This window comes from Priestia veravalensis, from assembly GCF_001457055.1.
Classification (GTDB): domain Bacteria; phylum Bacillota; class Bacilli; order Bacillales; family Bacillaceae_H; genus Priestia; species Priestia flexa.
On the sequence record NZ_KQ758642.1, the window covers coordinates 46,781 to 63,022 of the forward strand.

Annotated in this window: 18 protein-coding genes and 3 pseudogenes; 2 read left to right on the top strand and 19 right to left on the bottom strand. The window is 39.2% G+C overall.

The window, feature by feature from the left end; genetic code table 11:
* Positions 1-4: 4 nt before the first annotated feature.
* Together AS180_RS08960 and AS180_RS08965 are read right to left on the bottom strand one after the other, a co-directional pair.
* Positions 5-331 (bottom strand): AzlD domain-containing protein, encoded by a 327-nt coding sequence (locus AS180_RS08960; RefSeq protein ID WP_025911794.1) that lies wholly within the window; start codon positions 329-331, stop codon positions 5-7.
* A complete protein-coding gene (locus AS180_RS08965; RefSeq protein ID WP_025911792.1) occupies positions 328-1,053 on the bottom strand; it encodes an AzlC family ABC transporter permease in 726 nt (241 codons plus the stop codon). Before AS180_RS08965 ends, AS180_RS08960 begins: the two co-directional genes overlap by 4 nt.
* A gap of 98 nt (positions 1,054-1,151) precedes the next feature.
* On the opposite strand from AS180_RS08965, the gene AS180_RS08970 reads away from it, so the two are divergent.
* Positions 1,152-1,706, top strand: coding sequence for a helix-turn-helix domain-containing protein (locus tag AS180_RS08970; RefSeq protein ID WP_025911791.1), 555 nt, complete (start codon positions 1,152-1,154; stop codon positions 1,704-1,706).
* A 32-nt stretch (positions 1,707-1,738) separates the two neighbouring features.
* Here the strand turns inward: AS180_RS08970 and AS180_RS08975 are convergent, their stop codons facing one another.
* From AS180_RS08975 to AS180_RS09010, 8 genes are all read right to left on the bottom strand, one after another.
* The gene (locus AS180_RS08975; protein ID WP_025911789.1) at positions 1,739-2,071 is read right to left on the bottom strand and encodes a cupin domain-containing protein; all 333 of its coding nucleotides are present in this window, start codon (positions 2,069-2,071) and stop codon (positions 1,739-1,741) included.
* An 89-nt stretch (positions 2,072-2,160) separates the two neighbouring features.
* Positions 2,161-2,919, bottom strand: coding sequence for an ABC transporter ATP-binding protein (locus tag AS180_RS08980; RefSeq protein WP_025911788.1), 759 nt, complete (start codon positions 2,917-2,919; stop codon positions 2,161-2,163).
* A gap of 1 nt (position 2,920) precedes the next feature.
* Positions 2,921-3,715, bottom strand: a complete 795-nt coding sequence (locus AS180_RS08985; RefSeq protein ID WP_025911787.1) for an ABC transporter ATP-binding protein — start codon at positions 3,713-3,715, stop codon at positions 2,921-2,923.
* Positions 3,716-3,717: 2 nt separating this feature from the next.
* Positions 3,718-4,560 (bottom strand): nickel transporter permease, encoded by an 843-nt coding sequence (nikC, locus tag AS180_RS08990; protein ID WP_082636368.1) that lies wholly within the window; start codon positions 4,558-4,560, stop codon positions 3,718-3,720.
* Positions 4,560-5,504: a nickel ABC transporter permease gene (nikB, locus tag AS180_RS08995; protein ID WP_062686719.1), complete on the bottom strand. Its 945-nt coding sequence runs from the start codon at positions 5,502-5,504 to the stop codon at positions 4,560-4,562. The genes nikC and nikB overlap by 1 nt, the downstream gene beginning before the upstream one ends.
* Positions 5,505-5,529: 25 nt before the next feature.
* A complete protein-coding gene (locus AS180_RS09000) occupies positions 5,530-6,603 on the bottom strand; it encodes an ABC transporter substrate-binding protein (RefSeq protein ID WP_051567228.1) in 1,074 nt (357 codons plus the stop codon).
* A gap of 69 nt (positions 6,604-6,672) precedes the next feature.
* Positions 6,673-8,076, bottom strand: a complete 1,404-nt coding sequence (locus tag AS180_RS09005; RefSeq protein WP_025911782.1) for an MBL fold metallo-hydrolase — start codon at positions 8,074-8,076, stop codon at positions 6,673-6,675.
* An 83-nt stretch (positions 8,077-8,159) separates the two neighbouring features.
* Positions 8,160-8,534: a rhodanese-like domain-containing protein gene (locus AS180_RS09010; RefSeq protein WP_025911781.1), complete on the bottom strand. Its 375-nt coding sequence runs from the start codon at positions 8,532-8,534 to the stop codon at positions 8,160-8,162.
* Positions 8,535-8,803: 269 nt separating this feature from the next.
* Between AS180_RS09010 and AS180_RS09015 the strand changes: the two genes are divergently transcribed.
* The gene (locus AS180_RS09015) at positions 8,804-9,793 is read left to right on the top strand and encodes a sodium:calcium antiporter (RefSeq protein ID WP_025911780.1); all 990 of its coding nucleotides are present in this window, start codon (positions 8,804-8,806) and stop codon (positions 9,791-9,793) included.
* A gap of 35 nt (positions 9,794-9,828) precedes the next feature.
* Here AS180_RS09015 and bioA read toward each other — a convergent pair whose 3' ends face one another.
* From bioA to AS180_RS23190, 9 genes and pseudogenes are all read right to left on the bottom strand, one after another.
* Complete coding sequence (gene bioA / locus AS180_RS09020; RefSeq protein ID WP_226372948.1) at positions 9,829-11,187, bottom strand: adenosylmethionine--8-amino-7-oxononanoate transaminase; 1,359 nt, start codon at positions 11,185-11,187, stop codon at positions 9,829-9,831.
* Complete coding sequence (gene bioD, locus AS180_RS09025; protein WP_025909768.1) at positions 11,187-11,870, bottom strand: dethiobiotin synthase; 684 nt, start codon at positions 11,868-11,870, stop codon at positions 11,187-11,189. Before bioD ends, bioA begins: the two co-directional genes overlap by 1 nt.
* 15 nt (positions 11,871-11,885) lie before the next feature.
* Positions 11,886-13,796, bottom strand: coding sequence for an 8-amino-7-oxononanoate synthase (gene bioF, locus AS180_RS09030; protein ID WP_062686720.1), 1,911 nt, complete (start codon positions 13,794-13,796; stop codon positions 11,886-11,888).
* Positions 13,783-14,316, bottom strand: coding sequence for a hypothetical protein (locus tag AS180_RS09035; RefSeq protein ID WP_025909766.1), 534 nt, complete (start codon positions 14,314-14,316; stop codon positions 13,783-13,785). The genes bioF and AS180_RS09035 overlap by 14 nt, the downstream gene beginning before the upstream one ends.
* A 173-nt stretch (positions 14,317-14,489) precedes the next feature.
* Positions 14,490-14,654: pseudogene (locus tag AS180_RS21635) on the bottom strand (FeoB small GTPase domain-containing protein); the annotation flags it as partial.
* Positions 14,647-14,895: a FeoA family protein gene (locus AS180_RS09040; protein ID WP_025909765.1), complete on the bottom strand. Its 249-nt coding sequence runs from the start codon at positions 14,893-14,895 to the stop codon at positions 14,647-14,649. The pseudogene AS180_RS21635 and the gene AS180_RS09040, both read right to left, overlap by 8 nt.
* A gap of 156 nt (positions 14,896-15,051) precedes the next feature.
* On the bottom strand, positions 15,052-15,387 hold the full coding sequence (locus AS180_RS09045; RefSeq protein WP_062686721.1) for a thioredoxin family protein: 336 nt from the start codon (positions 15,385-15,387) through the stop codon (positions 15,052-15,054).
* Positions 15,388-15,611: 224 nt separating this feature from the next.
* Positions 15,612-15,770 (bottom strand): annotated as a pseudogene (locus AS180_RS22460) (alcohol dehydrogenase); the annotation flags it as partial.
* 189 nt (positions 15,771-15,959) lie between these two features.
* A pseudogene (locus AS180_RS23190) lies at positions 15,960-16,242 on the bottom strand (IS701-like element ISPlan1 family transposase); the annotation flags it as partial.

Here is a 16,242-nt window from a genome sequence, read left to right on the forward strand (position 1 = left end):
TTATTTATCCCATAATGAAGCGAACTGCGGCCATTAAGGCTACTCCGCTTAAAACCGTAACGGATAAGCTCTTGCTTCGAATCGCAATGAAAATTGTTGGGATAATTACAATGATAACTTCCCAGTTCACTTGAAGAGCATTTTCTGTTTGTACGGTGAAGTTTTCTACTACCAAAGCGGTTAAGATACAAACGGGAATATATGAAAGCCACTTAAGAACCGGTTCTGGCAGCGTCATGTTTCGAACAATTGCAAATGGTACAACCCTTGGAATAAACGTTACAAGTGCACACCCTAAAATAATGAGCAGTGTTGATAGATCTAAACTCATTTTTCAGTCATCACTCCAATCGTTGCAACAATGATAGTTGACACAATAACGGCTACGTGCGAAGGCATAAAAAACGATAGCGTAATCATCGCAATAGTCATGTATGCAGTTAAAGTAAGAGAATGTCTAAGCTTTTTGGGAGCAAGACTTTGCAGCTGTAGAACAAGAAGCGCGACAAACATAGCGATTAAAGCAAAATCAAGACCTAAAGCTTCAGGATCTACAATCACGTTTCCAAATAACGCTCCCACAACGCAGGCACAAATCCATGAAAAGTAAGCCGTAATGTTTAAGCCATTCATCCAGCGATCCGTTATATGTTCACCTTTTGCGATTTTATTAGCAGCAACACCAAATGATTCGTCCGTAATAAGAGCTCCAATGCCTATATTCTTTACCAACGAATAGCGCGTAAAGTGTGGAGCAAGAGTTGCACATAATAAAAGATGCCTTAAGTTTACAATAAAAATGGTTAAAATAATGGCTGAAGCCGGACTATCAGCGACAAGCAACGCACAAAAAATAAACTGAGCCGCTCCTGCATAAACAAATATGGCTAATAGCGCTACTTCTAAAACACTAAGCTTTGAAGCTACTCCTACTACTCCACAAGCAATACCAATACTTATGTATCCTAATAGCGTGGGAACACAGTCTTTCACTCCTTGTGAAAAGGTTGGGATAGCACTTTCTCTTTCAACAAACGCTTTTTCAGTGATCACGTAACCCCCTCCTCTGTTCATTATATTATACAACCAACTGTTATAACAAACAACTGTATGTTATACTGTTTATATAAAAATGTTAAAGGAGATCTATTATGGACCATATCCAGCAAACAATTGCGGCTAACTTAATTAGCATTCGAAAAAAAAGAAACTTATCTCTCACGCAAGTTTCTGAGCTAACGGGTGTCAGTAAAGCAATGCTCGCGCAAATTGAAAATGGAAAATCCAGCCCAACTGTTACGACGCTATGGAAGATTGCCAATGGCCTTCAAGTATCCTTTTCATCGTTTATCCAAGAGCAAAAAGCACAGGTGAAAAAAATTCAGCTAAACGATCTTAAACCTATTACAGACAATGAAGGCAGCTACGTTGTCTTTCCATTTTTTCCTTACCATCCTGAAAAAAAGTTTGAAGTATATATCGTTACGCTTGCCCCTGGGTGTACGCACGGAGCAAAATCTCACCTTGGAGAAGAATACTTGCTGGTAAAAGACGGTGATTTGTCTGTTATAGTAGACGGTGAAGAACATGAGCTAACATCTGGAGATGCGCTTCAGTTTCCAGGCTCGTCACCTCATAGCTATATAAATCGAACAGAAAAAGAAGCGAGCTTTTTCTTGTTGATGTACTACCCAGAACCGCAATAAAAGGAGCCTTAATAGATTAGAGCTCCTTTTATTTAAACTATAAGAGATGAACCTTGAATAATAATTACTGTCATTCCCACATCACTTCCTGACGTGTGCCACTCGTCTTTTTCCCACAATGCTGCTTGTCCTTTTTTGACTTGTACCTGGACTTCATCATCACTTGTTACCCAACCTTCACCCTCAATTACCAAGAACAGTTGTTTACTTGGCGCCTCATGATGACCTGTAATTCCTCCCGGTTCAATATACATAATTCCTATAGAAGCTTCTTTTAGATTCGCTATCTTCAAATAGCTTGATAGCTCAGAGTTATATCGTGTAACTGGAACCGCCTGCTGCTGTTGAAATGAAATAATCTTCAAGTAATCTTCACCTCTTCATACACTCTAGTTAACATAATAATATTATTATCTATATAAAAAGCAGTGTATCTTTTCAAATGATACACTGCTTAAAAAATGGATACGAGTTCTTTTGTATAGGGATTTCTTTGAGCGTGAAATAACTCTTCAGTCCGAAACATATCCACAACCTCACCTTGTTTCATTACCATAATGCGTTGACTCAGCTCTTTAACTGCTGTAAGGTCGTGTGAAATAAACAAGTAGGATAAATCTAGTTGGTCGCGAAGATCTTCCAGCAAATGCAAAATGCTTCGCTGTGAAATAACATCGAGGCTTGCCGTTGGTTCATCTAGTATAACAAGTTCAGGTTCAATGCTAATTGCGCGAGCAAGCGTCACGCGCTGCTTTTGTCCTCCGCTTAGTTCGTGAGGGTATCTTTCAGCAATACTTGCAGGCAACCCAACCATATTGAGCAGTTCTGACACAAACTGTTCTTTTGATGAAAATGAAAAATAGCGCAGACTTAACTGCTTTCTGTACTGTAAATAAGGGTCTAAAAGGGAAGCTTTTATTTTAAGTTTAGGATTTAATGCAGCCGTTGGGTTTTGAAACACAATTTGAAAGCCTTTGCGAATTGGCATTAGCTTACGACTACTCAGGCTTTGAATTTCTTGATTTCTGAATAGAATTTTACCGCTATTCACTTGTTCTAAACGCATCAAACAGCGTGAAAGCGTACTTTTCCCACACCCACTCTCACCTACAAGCCCCAAGCACTCTCCTTTTTTCAAATCGAACGAAACGTTCTTTAAGACCTGTTGACCACCATACGTTTTAGTAAGGTTTTGAACCGACAATAAACTCATCTTATAATACTCCTTCTTTAACCGCTAACTCGCTTGCTTTTAATACCGGTGCCGCTGCGATTAGCTGCTTTGTGTATTCATGCTGAGGGTTCGTGAGTACTTTTGTTTTATCACCACATTCTACAATTTTGCCTTCCTTCATAACAGCTAAGCGGTCCGCATATTTTCTAACGTGTCGCCAGTCATGCGTAATAAATAAAATTGTACAGCCTGTTTCTTGTTGTTTTTCTTTTAATACTTGTAAAATCCGATGAGCTGATATACTATCAAGCGCTGTTGTAATTTCATCGGCAATAACGAGCTCAGGTGATAATAAAAGGGATAATGCAATCGAGGTGCGCTGAAGCTGCCCACCGCTCAGCTGAAAGGGATAGCGTTTGTAGAATTTTTCATCTAACCCTACAGATTCTAAAGCTTGAATTGCATTATCTTTTCTAACTATTCTATCATTTACGCCATGCACTTTTTGATACTCTTGAAAATGCTGGCCAATCGTTCGAAATGGTGTAAATGACCCTTGGTAATCCTGAAAAATATACGCAATTTTTTGGCCTCGGATTCTTTTTAGGTCGCTGCGCCTCAATGAAAGCGTATTTTCTCCGTTGAAATTAATTTTGCCTTCAGCTGTTAAGTTAGGTGACAGCATTTGACCAATCGTTTGCGATAAAACACTTTTCCCGCTGCCACTTTGACCTACAAGCGCATACCACTCACCTTTTTCAAGCTGTAGTGATACGTTATCAAGAATGTTTTTTTCTTTACTTCTTACCGAGAGCTTTTCAATCGACAAAATCATTTTTACACTTCCTTTTTTACATCAAATTGATCGCGTAAATAGTCACCGATAATGTTGGTGACTAGTACTACCCCTACAATTGCTAAGCCAGGATAAATCATCAGCTCAGGATTAGATTGAAAATACGGACGTGAGTCATTCAGCATAGCTCCCCACTCTGGTACAGGAGGCTGTGCACCTAATCCAATATAAGATAGAGACGAAATTAAAAGAATAATTTTCCCCAAGTCTAAGCTTGCCATGACAAGAACATAACCAATGATATGTGGTGCTAAGTGCTTTTTCATAATTTGTAAAGCAGACAGTCCGTTTGTACGAGCGACTAATACGTATTCTTTTTGTGACTCAGATAACACGGTGCTTCGAACAAGTCGCGCGTAGTTTACCCATTTGACCATCACAATTGCAAGTACAAGATTGCCAATTCCAGGGCCTAATAGCCCGCTTAGTACAATAGCTACCACCGTATCAGGAAACGCTAAAAAGCTGTCTGCAATTCTCATAAACAATCGGTCTACTACACCGCGTTTGTAGCCTGAAATCAGACCAATTGGAATCCCTACGAGCAAAGCTACGCCTAAGGCAAGTGCACTAAAGCCAATGGTTTGCTGTGCACCGAGCAACAAGCGCGTTAAGATATCTCGCCCTAAATGATCGGTCCCCAAAGGATGTGCCATGCTCATGCCTTCAAGTCGTTTCTCTAAGTTCGTAAGAGTTGGATCATATTTTAAGTAGAAAAAGGTATAGATAGATGCTGCAACAACAATAAGAAAGAGAAAGGCGAGCGGTATAATGATTTTACGCTGTTTTTTCATAGCCGGCAGATACACTGAGGACTCTTTCATCACTTACTCTCCTTTTCTTTGTATTTCATTTCAGGGTTTAAATAACGATATGATAGGTCTACACATGTATTCACAATAAATACAATGCCCCCCATTACGAGTATGTAGCCTTGAATAAGTGGATAGTCACGCTGACGAATCGCATCGACAATGAGCTTGCCTATTCCAGGGTATGCAAACAGCACCTCTATAACAACGACCCCGCCTATCAAACTACCTAAGCTCACGCCAAACACCGTGATCACCGGTGGAATACTGTGGCGAAAAGCATGCATTAAAAAGACTCTCCCTTCTGATAACCCACGCGCTCGTGCTGCACGAATAAACTCTTGGGTATAAGAGTCTAGTAAACTTGAACGAAGCAAGCGAACATATACGCTTGAAATTGCTAAACCCAACGTAATAGAAGGTAGAACAAGCGACAGTATTCCGTCTCTCCCCATCGTAGGGAACCAATTTAAGCGAACGCCAAATAAATCAATGAAAATAAGTCCCAACCAAAAGCTTGGAACAGCAGCTCCAATAATTGAAAGCGTTCGGCTTATTTTATCTATCCAACTGTCTCTGTAAAGTGCAGATAGCGAGCCCAGCGGAATTGCAACAATAAGCATTACTACAATTGCGCCGATTGCTAGCTCTAATGTAGCAGGCAGAGCAGCCATAATTGTACTCATAACGTCTTGTCCCGTTACGAACGACTGCCCAAAATCCATCTGAACAAATTTCTCTAACCATAGTCCGTACTGCACAAGAACAGGCTCATTAAATCCCATTTCTTCACGAAGTGCTTCTACTTGCTCTTGGCTGACTGAGAGCTCATCAACGTTCAAAATGGTTAGCACGGGATCTCCCGGTGCTAACCGAATAAAGATAAAACTGACAAAGGTTATAAACAATATAAAAAATAGAACTTCCGAAAACTTTCGGAAAAGGATTTTAATCATTCTTTCACATCCAGCTTATTTGTAGTCATGTAGTATTCGCTCTTAGTCGTAAACCAGTTTTCCACTTTATCTTTGTTGTAAGCAACGATTGTTGATGGATGTAACACAAACGAGTTAATAACATTTTCATCGACATAATCAGCTGCTTTCCGTCTTTTTGCATCTTGCCATCTTTTAACGTATATCCTGCTTTTTCTAGATGTTTAACTGCTTCATCTGAACCTGTTTCACGCTTATCATACGTTGGTGCAAAAGCTAACGAAGGTAAGAACGGACCTCTTGCTGTCTCAGCATGACCTAATAGAATTTCATCGACAATCTTCTGGCGATCAATTAATGCATCAAGCGCTTTTCTTACATTGATATCTTTCATTTCTTCTCTTTGCATATTCATTGTAAGTTGATGCACGCGGAACGTTGCCGTTGATTCAACCTTCATTTTTGAATCTTCTTTAAGTGAATCTAAACTTTCTACCTCTGGACGATACACAATGTCTGTTTGTCCAGACTTCAATGCTAAGGTACGCGCATTTGCATCTTCGTTAAACGCAAACGTCACAGAATCAAGCTTTGAAGTACCATCCCAATAATCATCAAAGCGCTCAAGCTCTAGTTTGCTTCCTGGTGTAAACGACGCAAGCTTAAAGGGACCTGTACCAACTGGTTTATTCACAAAGTCTTCTTCAGATACGTCAATAATAGCGACGTTTGGATTCACAAGCTCTGATATAAACTCTGGAAACGGCTCTGTTGTTTTAATAGTAAGCGTAAAACCATCAGCACTAATTGTATCAATTTTCAGTGCATTTTGAATAGCCACATTTTCTTTCAACGCTCGTTCTAACGATTTTTTTACAGATTCAGCATCCATCTGCTTTCCATTTTGAAACTTTACATCTTCACGAAGCTTAATTGTCCAGTTTTGACCATCTTCTCCGTCCCAGCTCTCTGCTAGCCATGGCTCAATGCTTAGATTTTCTTCATCAAGTCGAATAAGTGTTTCCGTAATTCCTGCTCGCAGTGGCACATAGCTAGAATCAACGTGTGGATCTAATGAATTTGTAGAGAAGTTATACAAAAAGTGAATAGTTTGAAACATTAAATTTTATTACATAATAAAAAACCGCTATGCGTATCAATCTCCTTAACGCATAGCGGTTTTTTTATCTTATTCTTGAATCTCCTGTTTCCACTGACCATAACCACCTGTTAAATTGTAAACCTCCGTTATTCCTTTGGATTGAAGGAGGCTGATCGCAATCGCAGAACGAACTCCTGAACCACACTGAACAATTAGCGGACGGTGAGCTGGCACCTCATCAATTCGATCTAACAAGGTTCCAAGCATAATGTGAGTGGCACCTTCAATGTGACCTGCTTTCCACTCTTCTAAGCTTCGAACATCTAGTACCTGTGCTTTGTTTTGATCAAGCATGTTTTTTGCTTGGTGTGGCGTAATACTTTCATAAGACTGTGTCGTAGAAGCTTCTACTACTGCTTTGTTTGCATCGTAGTAGCCAACCAGCTGATCAATCCCAACAGAATGTAACACTTTTTCAATTTCACCAATCTGTTCATCCGCTGTTAGGACATATAATGGACGATCATAATTCACAATCCAGCCGGTCCAATTTGCAAATGAGTTGTTAAAGGGAATATTAATCGTTCCCTCTATATGATTTTCAGCAAATTCCGCTGCGCTTCTTGTATCAATTACCTGATAACCTGCTTGAATTTGCTTTTCTACTTCGATTACGTCTGCTAACTTGTTAACCTTTGGAAGCTTTGATAAGCTGTTTGGTCCTACTTTATTCACCTTTTTCATCACTGCAAAATATTTCGGTGGCTCTGGCTGTCCATCTAACAAAGCATTTACAAACGCTTCTTTTTCCGTATGCTGAAGCGCCCAGTTAAAGCGTTTCTCATACCCTACAGTTGAAGAAGGCACGGCACCAAGGGCTTTTCCGCATGCGCTTCCTGCTCCGTGTCCCGGCCAAACCTGCATAAAATCAGGCAGCTCTTTGAACTTTTGAAGCGATTCAAACAATTGATATCCGCCTGACTGTGCTGTTCCCTGTGCACCCGCTGCTTTTTCTAATAAGTCTGGGCGACCAACATCTCCAACAAATACAAAGTCTCCTGTAAAAATCCCCATTGGTTCATCTGCTTTAGCACCGCCGTCCGTTAACGTAAACGAAATGCTTTCCGGCGTGTGACCAGGCGTATGCACTACACCGAATGTTAGATTCCCAATCTTAAACTGGTCCCCACCTTTTAGCAATTTATGAGGTAAGTGATCAATGTTTTGATACTTCCAATCTGCATCTCCCTCGTCTGATACATATAACGTAGCCCCTACTCTTTCAGCTAACTCGCGACCTCCAGACACAAAGTCAGCGTGAATATGGGTTTCTAAAGCACCAATGATTTTCATTCCATTTTTTTCTGCTTCTTGAATGTATGGTTCAATATTTCGAGCAGGATCTACAACAACAGCTTCTTTTGCAGCTTGACACCCTACCAGATAAGAAGCTTGTGCTAATTTTTCATCATAAAAGTATTTAAGTAACATATTCATTCTCCTTTTTCTTCATATTGATATCCTTAATCCATCCCTACTTTACCCTGGTAGGTATATAAGGATACAAATTAAACTCACACTCCACAACCAACTAGTTCTTTTTCTGTTTTGCATGGACAAGTCGCTAACTGATAGCTTGACACAATATATCCTTTCTGACGTAAAAAGCGAATTCCTAAATGTAGCTCTATTTTATCTTCTGCGATGATGTGAATTTGTTGATTCGGTATTTCAGAATAAAAGCGTTTTAAATACGCATAGGGAATGTTTATAACGTTCCTATATTCACTTTCGCTTCTTTCGTTGTAATGACGAATATCAACAAGTAGCCGGTCATCTTTTAGCTCATTAGGGTCATTAACACATTGCACACCCTTAACGGGATAATTGCGTTTATATGCTAAAGCACCTAGCATTATAACGAGAAAACTTCCTATAAAGTAGCTCATTAACTCACCGCCTCTTTAAAGAAATTCAATTAATTTATAGTTACACTATATACCCCTATAGGTATTTAGTCAAGTGTTAGAAATACAGATTATTTTCTATTGTTTACGTTTCCCTACCTATCTTAAGTTAAACTGTATTTTTTGCTAACTTCGCTTATTCAATTTTACCTTTTAGCACACACTAAAGAGAGCTATTGCATGCTTGTTTTTACCATATCTGATATGATGTTAACGACTCTTAAGATTTAATATAGAAAGGATTGCTTTTATTGGTATTTTTAGCTTTTGGTATTTCAGCTTCTATTACGATATTCCTAGCCATTCGGCTATCTATTTATGCAGATACTATTGAGCGGAAATCTGCTTTAAGCGGTATATTGATTGCTCTTTTATTAGGAGGCGCCACATCATTACCTGAGATTACAACAAGCGTCACGTCCATCATTATTTCAAACCCCGATTTAGCTGTAGGAAATGTTCTTGGAAGCAACTTATTTAACGTAATGATTTTAGCTACGTTAGATTTATTTTTTCGAAAGCACAAAATTATGATCTATGCTAGCAAAGAAAATCGATATACTTCTTTGTTAACCATTTTTCTCTCTTTTTTAGTTGCAGCTTCTTTATTCTTTAACATCCCTTACCATATCTTTGGGATTGGAATTGATACTGTTATTTTAATCATTGTCTATTTTATAGGCGTAAAAATCATTTCTACCTATGCAGCAGAGCATGTTGAAGAAGAGGAAAAACAAGAAGAGAACCTTCAAGATAGAGGACCAACTTTAAAAAGAGCCGTTGTTGGTTTTTCTATAGCAGCAGTGTTTATTATGGTATTTGGAAGTATTTTAACCATCTCAGGTGATCGTATCGCTGTTATTACAGGTTTAGGAGCTTCCTTTGTTGGTTCGTTTTTAGTCGCAGCCAGCACGTCACTTCCTGAAGCAGTCTCTGTTGTTATCGCCATTCGTTTAAAAAATTATAAGTTAGCGATTGGTGGGATTGTCGGAAGTAACTTATTCAACTTATTGATTTTAGCAGGAACAGACGTCTTTTATCGCAAAGGGGCACTGTTAAGCGCAGCCAGCGGCAGTCACTTATATACAATTGTTGCGTCAATGATACTCATCTCCATTAGCCTATTTTCAATGTCACGAAAGAACATCACATCTTCATGGTTTTATGTTGTACCATCAATTTTAATTATTGCTTGTTACTTTATAGCAAGCTATATCATCTACTTAAATTCAGCTGCATAAAAGCCGCATGCATATGCATACGGCTTTTGCATTTTTCATCCTATTACTTTGTTAATAGCGCTTACGCAGCTGTCAATAGCTTCGTCTAGCTCCTCTTCATCAATAGTTAAAGGGGGGTTAAAGTATAGAACGTCTCCTAGTGGACGGAGGATGAGCCCCTTCTTCAACGCTGCTTTGTAAATCTGATAACCAACTCGATTCTCTGAGCTAAATGGTTCTTTCGTTTCTTTATTTTTGACAAGCTCAACAGCGTTTATTAATCCTATGTTGCGAATTTCACCAACATGAGGATGATGCAGTAACGCTTCGTTTATTCTTCTATTTAAATAAGCTGCTCGCACGGTTGCTTTTTCTAAAACGTGGTCGTGCTTCAAAATATTCACTACCGCTAAAGCTGCAGAGCACGCTAATGGGTTACCACTATACGTATGGCTATGCATAAAGGCTTTTCCTTCTTTATATTCTGCGTAAAATGCTTCATAAATTTGATTATTCGTAATCGTAATTGCCATCGGCATATAGCCTCCAGTGAGTCCTTTTGAAACACACATAATATCCGGTGTAATCTCCGCGTGATCGCATGCAAACATCTTACCTGTTCTTCCAAAGCCAGTTGCAATTTCATCGGCAATTAACAGTACACCATACTCATCGCATAAGGCTCTTAGCTTTTGAAGGTAGCGAGATGGATACATTCTCATTCCCGCTGCTCCTTGTAAAATAGGCTCGACAATCATCGCACACGTTTCATGACCATGCTTTTCAAATGCTTTCTCTGCCTGTACGAAGCACTCCACCTGACAGGAATCTCTTGTTTTCCCGTAAGGACATCGATAGCAATCCGGCGCATCAATTCGAATTGTATCCATCAGCATTGGATTATAGATTTGCGCATACAAATCTAGGCTTCCCACCGATAAAGCGCCAATCGTTTCACCATGATAGCCATCTGTAAAGCACATAAACCTCGTTTTTTCTTTATGACCGGTTTGATATTGGTACTGAAACGCCATTTTTAACGCGCATTCTACAGCTGCTGAACCGTTATCGGAAAAATTAAATTTGCTTAGCCCTTTAGGAATAATTTCCATTAACGCTTCGCATAGTTTAATTGCAGGCTCATGCGTAAAGTTGGCAAAAATCACGTGCTCGAGTTGATCGAGTTGATCTTTGATTTTATCGTTAATGACGGGGTTACAGTGGCCAAGAAGGTTACACCACCATGAACTCACAATGTCTAAATAAGAGTTCCCTTCTTTATCATATAAATACACGCCGTCTCCTCTTTCGATGACAATGGGCTTAAGCTCTTCATAGTCTTTCATTTGTGAGCACGGGTGCCAAATATATTTTAAGTCTTTTTCTACTAAGTTCATGTTTTCAATGCTTTTCATTATGCAAACAGCTCCGCTACTTTTTCTGCTTCCATTGCAAGCTCTGTATCATTTTCCTTCACCAAACCAATTACTGAAACTCCAGTTAGCACTTCGACCATTTTTTGATTGTCTTCTTCCATAACGTCGCCTTCGCGTGAACGGTTAAAAATAATTCCTTTCACCTGAATATTGCGTGCTCTTAAATATTCAATTGTCAACACCGTCGCATTGATGGTTCCAAGCCCCGCATCCGCAATAACAATCGTAGATAAGTTCAGCTCTTTTACAATATCTTCTAGTAAAATATGCTGCTGATCATCCCAACGAATCGGACAAAGAATTCCTCCGCTTCCTTCAACCACTACATAATCATACTTCTCCTTAGCCTTTTGGTAGTCTTTCTTAATAATGTTGAGATCGACAGGATTTCCTTCAAGGTTGGCTGCCAAATGCGGTGATACGGCGTGTTTATAAATATAAGACACCGTATTTTCTGGCTTCTCACGAATTCCTGCGGTTTCAAGCACATGCTTAGCATCTCCTGGAATTAATTGTTCACATTCTACTTCCGCTCCGCTAAGCGCAGGTTTATAATAACCACAGTCATAGCCGTGTTCTCGAAGCTTTTTCACAAGTAAACCCGTCACGTATGTTTTTCCTACATCTGTTCCTGTCCCAGTAATAAATAAGCCTTTTCCCATCTTTGTTTCTACCTCCTATACATTACCGATGTATTTTTTTATTAATTTAGCTGCTTCTGACAGCTCTTTCTTTGAATGATCAGCCATCAGTGACACTCGAAGACGTGCGCTCCCTTTGGCAACGGTTGGATAGCGAATGGCTGAAATAAAATAGCCATGATCAAAAAGCTTTGCTGATGCATCCAGTGCTGCTTGTTCACTTCCAACAACGATTGGAAAAATAGATGAATTTGAACGTGCAGAGATTCCATGAGCCTGCAAGCATTCATTAAAGTAAGCAATATTCTCTTGAAGCTTTGTAACTTGTGTATCATCATTCATGATTAACCTCAGTGCTTCTATAGCCGACGCACTGGTTACGGGAGATAGCGAAGTGGAAAAGATAAAACTGCGCGCTTTGTTTTTCAAGTATTCAATAAGCAGCTTATCTCCACACACAAACCCACCTTCTCCACCGAGCGCTTTACTCAGCGTTCCCATAATAATGTCAGGCTTTTGTGTCAGCTGAAAATACTTACAAACTCCTCGACCACGTTCTCCAAGGACGCCTGTTGAATGTGCTTCATCTATCATTGAAAACAAGCCATACTGATTCGCTAAGCGCATCAGCTCAGGAAGGTTCACAACATCTCCATCCATACTGAAAACAGCATCGCTCACAATTAAGCCATTTTCACAAGAGTGAGCTAAAATTTTTTCTTCTAAATCGTTCATGTCATTATGCTTGTACACAACGGTTTTCGCTTTACTGAGCCGGCATCCATCAATAATGCTTGCGTGGTTTAGCTCATCGCTAAAAATCACGTCTCCTTCAGAAAGAAGCGATGAAATAACACCAACGTTGGCCATGTATCCCGTGTTAAACACAAGAGCTGCTTCCGTCTCTTTAAACTCGGCAATCATTTCTTCCAATAACCGATGAAGAGTTGTCGTACCCGTTGTTAACCTCGAACCTCCTGAGCCAATACCATATGCTTCTCCCATTTGAAGCGCATAACTCTTTACGCCTGGATGATTACATAAATTTAAGTAGCTGTTTGACGCAAGCATCACGTACTCTCTGTCGTGCATTTTCACATGCGCCTCTTGAGCTGTTTGAATTTCGTTGAATGATCGATAAAGATGATTTTCTTGTAAAGAGGCTAAGTCGCTTTTTATCTTTCTCCATTTATCTTGCTGTTTTGCTTCGTTTAATCTTTTTGATAGGCCTAAATCTACAACTATTTTTTGCTTTTCTAAATACGCAATCGTTTCGTTCACGCCGCTCTCAGAATGACGATATAAAAAGATGCGCCCGCCCAAGTGACTTCCTTTTTGTTTTAGCTTTGTAATTCGAACATAACCGAACTCTTTAGAGGCGACGTAGCCAGTTACGTAATCAGGATCATCCGAGATACAAATTTCACCAATAACATTTGGCGCATAGGCTACTTTTGTCGCTAATACAAGCGCTTCTTGGAAATGATTTTTCTTTGTGAGGTCTTCTTGAAAGTGACTGCGGTTCGCATCCATATACGTTGCTCGAATCCCTCGTTCTTGATCTGGCTCTAGACGTTTCATTGTATCAACGTCTAGTAAGATTGCGCCGCGCATAGAAGAACACGAGCTCAGCATCTCAATGATTTCTTCAGCCTGTTGTAAACCTAATTGTAAAAGCAGCTTTTTTACTTCTTCTATTCCTTCATAATGATTAGCCACTTCTACAGTTTTAACAGGTAACGCTTCTAAACGTTGAATATCGCTAAGCTGTACGGGCTCGACTTTCATCGTAATTTCATCTGCTGCTCCTTTGGAATGATGGAGAGCTCTATGTAGTAAAGCATTGGTATACGTATGTAATTCATGTTTATTCACAATCTTCTCCGCTCCGGAAAGATGACCGGTATTGCTATTGGAAGCTCTCATTTTTAAGCTAAATAGATTCATATTTTCTGGCTTCTCCTTTCTTCTCATCATCCACAACAAACTCTTGAAAGATTGTTGATTTCATATTTCTTTTTATAATGGGATACATAATACCTGATGAAATGGCTGTAAAAACCATCCCTGGCAAAGCAGCAAGCAGCAAAACCGTCACATCAACGTCCATAATTGCCGCTAATACGTAGCGTGCAGCGATTGTCCCTAAAGGTCCAGCTACCATAACAACGACTAAAGCCGTACCAAATAAGCCAATGATTCCTCCAGCTACTAACCGAAAGATCATGGCAACTAAAACATGAATAAGCGTATGGGTTCCTAATAGTAGACTAATAATACTTGCTACAATGCCTGCACAAAAATAACGTTTAAACCCAAACGTAGCCGCAATGACGATAGCAATGGGAGCCGAAAGCTGAAACTCTGTTCCAACGAAAGGTGACGGAATTTTAAACATTCCGCTCACCGCAATTAATACGGCAAGCATCGCCATCAGCGTCATTTCTTTTGTTTTACTCGTCTTCAATGCCTCATCTCCTTTCCAAGATTATGAAAATAGTTTATAACAATCCACCATTTATGTAAACTGAAAATAAAAATAGGTTAACATATAATTTAAAGAAAAACAGGTGACATAGCACCTGCTTTTCTTTAAATAGTTATTTTCTTTACACCCAGCCCATTAGCTTAGCCGTTTGAAATACAGTACGACTTATCTTTATGTGTAAAAGTTCCCTCTGCCATTGAAACGGTTTTCCCAGTCCAGTTCCCCGTATGCTGTCTTAATCCTGTCAATGCGTTAAATAGCGTGCTTTTTCCGGTGTTTGAGTTTCCTGCTAAAGCAATACGATATAAGCTACCCATGATGAACTAAATCCCCCTCAATTAATCTACTTTCTTCTCTTCTAAGCGCAATGGTGGTTTGACTAACGCGAAACGCAATCGGATCTCCAAGCGGACTTTTTTTGACCACTTCTACGAAGGCACCTGGTACAAAATCTAAATCCAACAGCCTTCTCCTCATCGTTCCTTCTAATAACAAAGAAGTAATTTTTATCACGTCTCCTTTTAACCCTTGGCTCAACAAATTTTTTTTTAGATTCACACATATATATTTCCCCTTGTCTAATATTTTTCCCTAACGCAAATTCAGTGCTATACTATGACCCTATTCGAAAATTGTCAAATGTATTGTCTTTTTTATAAAATAAAAAACAGCCTACTTATTGGCTGCTTTAAATGATTTTATCATTATCCACTATTACCGCTTGTACATCTTGTAAATTCTACTTAGCTTTTCATCCAATAATTCAAAACGAACAAATCGATCAGCTCGCACATACTCTTTTCCATTAATCATCAAAAGTAAAATTGGGGCTGCTAAAATCAAAAAGCGTTCTGCTACTACTTCCACCTGTGTCGCGTCAACACGACCTAAATTAATTTGCGGATAGTGTTCCAATACCTCTCTTAGCTTTGGAAATATCGCATGACACGTACTACATTCTGGTGTAAATACGTACAAAAAGCTTAGTTCATTGCTAGTGATAAACTCGTCTACCATTTCAATAGTGGTTAATTCCGTTACCTGCTTCATCTCACTGCTCTCCTATTTTCTCTGACTTAACAATAAAGTGAACATACGTATAGTAGTCAAAACACTAATACAGTGTCAACTTAATTTATTTTATTATCAACATGATGTTTTCTTCTCAAAATTAAACTCCCCTAATGTTAATTAGAATTACTAATCACGAAATCAAAGGATGAAATGGCTAAAAAAGTATTTTAGAAATTAGGTATTACCTATAAAAATCAGAATTCATCGTACGTTTGAGGATCGTTTGTAGCGTAATACTCTTTCGCACCAAAGCTTAGTCCATCTTCTTGTTTGTTTAATGTTTGTGACAGTACCGTAACGTCAGCCTCCATAGCGCTTGCGATTTTAACAGCCATATGACCTAAGCCACCCATTCCTACGGTAAGAGATGGGTGGTGCTATTTAGCTAATAAATCAAATATAGTTAGTTTTGTTGTTATTTAAAGGCTGATTGATATGCAAAATTATTTTAGGAAGTGGAATTTTATTCTATCCCACTTCCATTTCATTACTGATAATGAGCATTTTCCGATACAAATATTTCCATTCGATTAGAAATGATAGGTACCCTATGCCACTTGGAGCTCATTTTTAATTTGCTCAAGTGACGTTCCATTTGTGGTTTCACGATACACAAACTCAATGATACTGCCGATTTTTTGTTTTCTTATGCACTGAACGGCTAGGTTAAAGGCAGCCTTTCTAAGGTACATCGCAAAAACATAGGTGAACTGGACAATGGTCCAAAAACGCTTAATCGCTCGTTCACTCCGGACTTGATAACCGTTAAAGCCAACCATGCCTTTGACCTGTTTAAAGTAGGTCTCGATGCTCCAGCGTTGACTGTAATAC

Coding starts and splice junctions, on each gene's coding strand:
- bioA (WP_226372948.1), bottom strand. CDS start 11,187: ATGAAAAGCATTGAAAACATGAACTTAGTAGAAAAAGACTTAAAATAT.
- AS180_RS08980 (WP_025911788.1), bottom strand. CDS start 2,919: ATGAGTTTATTGTCGGTTCAAAACCTTACTAAAACGTATGGTGGTCAA.
- AS180_RS09010 (WP_025911781.1), bottom strand. CDS start 8,534: ATGAGCTACTTTATAGGAAGTTTTCTCGTTATAATGCTAGGTGCTTTA.
- nikB (WP_062686719.1), bottom strand. CDS start 5,504: ATGATTAAAATCCTTTTCCGAAAGTTTTCGGAAGTTCTATTTTTTATA.
- AS180_RS09000 (WP_051567228.1), bottom strand. CDS start 6,603: ATGTTTCAAACTATTCACTTTTTGTATAACTTCTCTACAAATTCATTA.
- bioF (WP_062686720.1), bottom strand. CDS start 13,796: ATGAATCTATTTAGCTTAAAAATGAGAGCTTCCAATAGCAATACCGGT.
- AS180_RS09045 (WP_062686721.1), bottom strand. CDS start 15,387: ATGAAGCAGGTAACGGAATTAACCACTATTGAAATGGTAGACGAGTTT.
- AS180_RS09005 (WP_025911782.1), bottom strand. CDS start 8,076: ATGTTACTTAAATACTTTTATGATGAAAAATTAGCACAAGCTTCTTAT.
- nikC (WP_082636368.1), bottom strand. CDS start 4,560: ATGAAAGAGTCCTCAGTGTATCTGCCGGCTATGAAAAAACAGCGTAAA.
- AS180_RS08985 (WP_025911787.1), bottom strand. CDS start 3,715: ATGATTTTGTCGATTGAAAAGCTCTCGGTAAGAAGTAAAGAAAAAAAC.
- bioD (WP_025909768.1), bottom strand. CDS start 11,870: ATGGGAAAAGGCTTATTTATTACTGGGACAGGAACAGATGTAGGAAAA.
- AS180_RS08970 (WP_025911791.1), top strand. CDS start 1,152: ATGGACCATATCCAGCAAACAATTGCGGCTAACTTAATTAGCATTCGA.
- AS180_RS08960 (WP_025911794.1), bottom strand. CDS start 331: ATGAGTTTAGATCTATCAACACTGCTCATTATTTTAGGGTGTGCACTT.